Source organism: Columbia Basin potato purple top phytoplasma (assembly GCF_028595955.1).
In the GTDB taxonomy this organism is placed as follows: Bacteria; Bacillota_I; Bacilli_A; order Acholeplasmatales; family Acholeplasmataceae; genus Phytoplasma.
The window spans coordinates 1-3616 of the sequence record NZ_JANHJP010000013.1 but is presented as its reverse complement, the minus strand read 5'-3'; the positions used below and the strand labels follow the sequence as shown (position 1 = coordinate 3616).

Here is a 3616-nt window from a genome sequence, read left to right as displayed (position 1 = left end):
CAAATAGGTAAATTCAAACTAAAATCAAGAAAAGCCTACATCGGTAGAAACCCGAAAACAAAGAAAAAACTAAAAATTCCTGCCAAAACAGTAGTCACTTTCAAACTTTCCAAAACCATCAAAGACCAAGTAAAAACTTTAATTTTAAAATAACCAAATTATTTTCTTTAAATAAAACCTAAGAAAGGAGGTTATCTATGACATTAAATAAAAAAATTTATCTGAGTTTGATCGGATTATTAAGTTTAGGTTTCTTGATTTTATTAATTTTTGGCATCACTCATTCTCGCCCATCAACTAAAAATCCACCATTAACTAATCAACCTCCATCAACACAACAACAAGAAATTGACAACCAAATCAAATTAGAACAAGCCAAAATCCAAGAACTCCAACAACAAAATCAAACCTTAAAAACCAAAATTGATGAAAATGTCAAAACTTTAACTGACATTATTACTAAAATTAAAACTCTTCAAACTGAATTAACTAACAATCCGCATTTAACCCCAATTATTAAAACCCAAAAACAACAACAATTAACAGAACTAAAAAATCAACTCCAAGCCCAACAAGCTTTAGTCGATAATTTAATGGAGCAAAGGAAAGCGTTAAACCAAAATAAAAAAGAAAAACAAGAAGAATTAGAAAAATTAGCGCAAGAAAAAGCCCAACTCCAAACCCAAGAAAATCTCCAAAAACAAATTTTTCAATTAAATCAAGCTCTTAATTATGTGGAAGCTAATCAAAAAAGAATTGAAGAAATAAAAACTCAAAAAGAATATCGAAAAAATCAAACTGAATTAAAAAATTTCAAGGATTTTAAACTGTTCTTAACTGATCAAAAATTAGCTTTTGAAAAACAAAAGAAAAACTTACAAACGCAATTAAATCATTTAAAAGAAAATAAACCTCTTCCTCATACTAAAAAACAAGTGACATTTAAAGAAGTTTACGGCATGGAAAGTGAAAAAGAAGAATTAGAAGACTTATTAACTTATTTTCGCACAAACCAATCCTTAATTAACTTCGATCAAGTTCGTCCCAAAGGTTATTTACTTTATGGCCCTCCAGGAACAGGAAAAACCTTTTTAATCAAAGCCCTTTGTGGGGAAGCTAATGTGCACTTTATTAATTTAATTCCTTCTAAATTCCGACAAAAATACATCGGCGAAGGAGAAAAAGAAGTGGAGAAAGTGTGGCAAGAAGCCGAAAGTCATGATAAAACCATTATCTTTATTGACGAAATCGAAGGCTTAGAAAATCGTAATGATTCCAACATTTCTTCAGGAGGAGTCAATGTGATTAATACTTTATTAGATAAATTAGATGGTTTTAATAGTAGTAATAAAAAAATTGTCTTAATGGGAGCGACGAATAATCTTCACAAAATTGATTCCGCTTTACGCAGTCGTTTTAGTAAAGAAATCTATATCGGTCATTTAAAAGATCATGAAATTGAAGGTTATTTAAAACATATTATCACCCCTTATCAAATTAGTTATCATACTTTCTTGGCTTTAAAAGAGATTACTCAATTATGTCAAGGCAAAAATCTTTCTAACCGTGATTTAACCACGATCATTGAAGAAGCTTACAAAAAAACCGCTAAATGGGCTCAACAAAACCCTCAAACCCACGAAGTTATGTTACCTTCGGATCTCGAAGAAGTCTTACAACTAAAATTAAAAATGAAACCTGATTATAGTCAGGTTAAAAAAAGAAGAGAAGCTTGTGAAAATCAATACGCCCAATGGCGTCAAGGAATCCTTCAATATTTAGATAAACCTAAAGACGAAACTAAAATAGAATTTCACTATACCTTTGATGGTTTAAACGGAATTAACTATTACAATCGTCGCTATGCTCAAATCCAATCTGAATTAAATGATATTAAAGGTCAATTAACTAAAATCCAACAAGAAAACAAAATTCCACAATTAGAACAAGAATTAATCACTTTAAACCAAACACCTGACAAATACGAACAAACGATTAAAGATAAAAACCAAGAAATAATCGATATTAAAAATAAACTTAAAACTCTTCCAGCTCAAGAAGAAAGTTTAAGAAAAGAATTAAAACTGGTCGATAATCGTCGTGAAACCCAAAAAGAACCTTCAAACCTCGCCAACTACATCAAAGACCGTTATCCTTTCGACCGTTGGAATAACAGAGGATTAACTTATGAGGAAACCTCTATTAATGGATTTGAATATTCTAGTTTCGACAAAAAAATTGATAGTCAATTATTTGTATATGTCAACTTAGAAAAACAATTCAAAGAAGACTCAAGCGGTAACTGTTTAATCCTTAAATACAAAGGCCCTAAACACTTCTTAGAAGAAGACAAAGACTATTACCTGGGCCGCGCACATGTTTCCAACTCTAACTTCGAATTAACTGATTTCCACCTCCACTTCAACCCTGTCCGCAAAACTTTATCCCTTTACCAAGATAAACACAATAACGATAAAGTCAAAGAATCCCAAAATAACAAAAGAACCAGCGATGGCTGGTGATAAAAAAGAATAAAAATAAAAGGAGATTTAATTAATGTTTAAAATCAAAAATAATTTATTATTGTTATTAAATGCGTTTATTGTATTTACTTTCTTAGGATTGTTTTTAATTGCTAATAATCAACAAGTAATGGGGATGAATAAAGATATTGCTAGTACTAGCAATAATAATCAAAACATAACTAATTACTCTATTGAAGAAAATATAATTAATTTAAAATATAAAATTCGGGAAAATGCAGTTAAAAAAATAAATACAGAAAGCGAAATACAACAATTATCAAATAATGATCCTAAAAAAAATACTCTTTTAACCTTAAAACAAAATTTAGAAAATTTAATTCATAATCAAAAAGAACAATTAAAAACTTATCAAACACTTTTAAAAAGTTTAAATGATGAAAATAATTAATTTGTTTTTAATAATAAATAAAAATATTTAATTTTTCACAAAGACCCTCCTAAGGGTCTTTTTTTATTTAACAACCTATATAAACTTGGAAAGGAAACCAAAAATTATGTTAATTAAAAAAATCTTTTCATCTTTACCTAGTAATTTCATCTTTTTCATCATTACCCTACTTTCATTTCTTCCTATTATCGCCATTTATTATGTCATCAAATTCTATCTTTTCACTGTCAAACTAAGTATTCACCAACTAAAACAAGGAATCGTGGTTCAATTTTATCAATATTTAACTACTAAGAAGCTAAATTATCATGTGGAATTTCATTAATACTTGGTTAACTAAGTTAAATAACATGCTTAAAACTATAAGTGATTATTTCTTTACTTATCAAAATCAATGGTTAAACTTAGGTTTATTAACAATTATTTTATTATTTCTCCCCCATCTTTTATATTTAATTGATTTTCTTTTTTAAATGTCTTTATCATATTTTTCGTTTTTTTTATTATTTAGGAAAATATCTTTTTTTTTTTTTTTTAAAAAAAATTTTTAAGAAAGAATAATTATTATGAGAATCAAAAACTTAAATCAACGAACCAAATTATGGTATCAACACCGAAAAAAATACATCAACGCTTCCGAAATTGCTTCTATTACGGGGTTAGTGAGGTGTTCCAAAAGTTT

At 28.1% G+C, this 3616-nt stretch carries 3 protein-coding genes; all 3 read left to right on the top strand.

The annotated features are described in order from the left end of the window. On the top strand, positions 1 to 153 hold a 153-nt coding region (locus M8044_RS02295), incomplete at its 5' end, for an HU family DNA-binding protein (RefSeq protein ID WP_273585441.1). A gap of 44 nt (positions 154 to 197) precedes the next feature. After that, a complete protein-coding gene (locus M8044_RS02290; protein ID WP_273585440.1) occupies positions 198 to 2522 on the top strand; it encodes an AAA family ATPase in 2325 nt (774 codons plus the stop codon). A gap of 34 nt (positions 2523 to 2556) precedes the next feature. Further along, a complete protein-coding gene (locus M8044_RS02285; protein ID WP_273585439.1) occupies positions 2557 to 2934 on the top strand; it encodes an SVM family protein in 378 nt (125 codons plus the stop codon). The last annotated feature ends 682 nt before the right edge of the window (positions 2935 to 3616 follow it).

Excerpts from the sequence above, each read along its gene's own strand:
- M8044_RS02290 (WP_273585440.1), top strand. The coding sequence starts at position 198 with ATGACATTAAATAAAAAAATTTATCTGAGTTTGATCGGATTATTAAGT.
- M8044_RS02285 (WP_273585439.1), top strand. The coding sequence starts at position 2,557 with ATGTTTAAAATCAAAAATAATTTATTATTGTTATTAAATGCGTTTATT.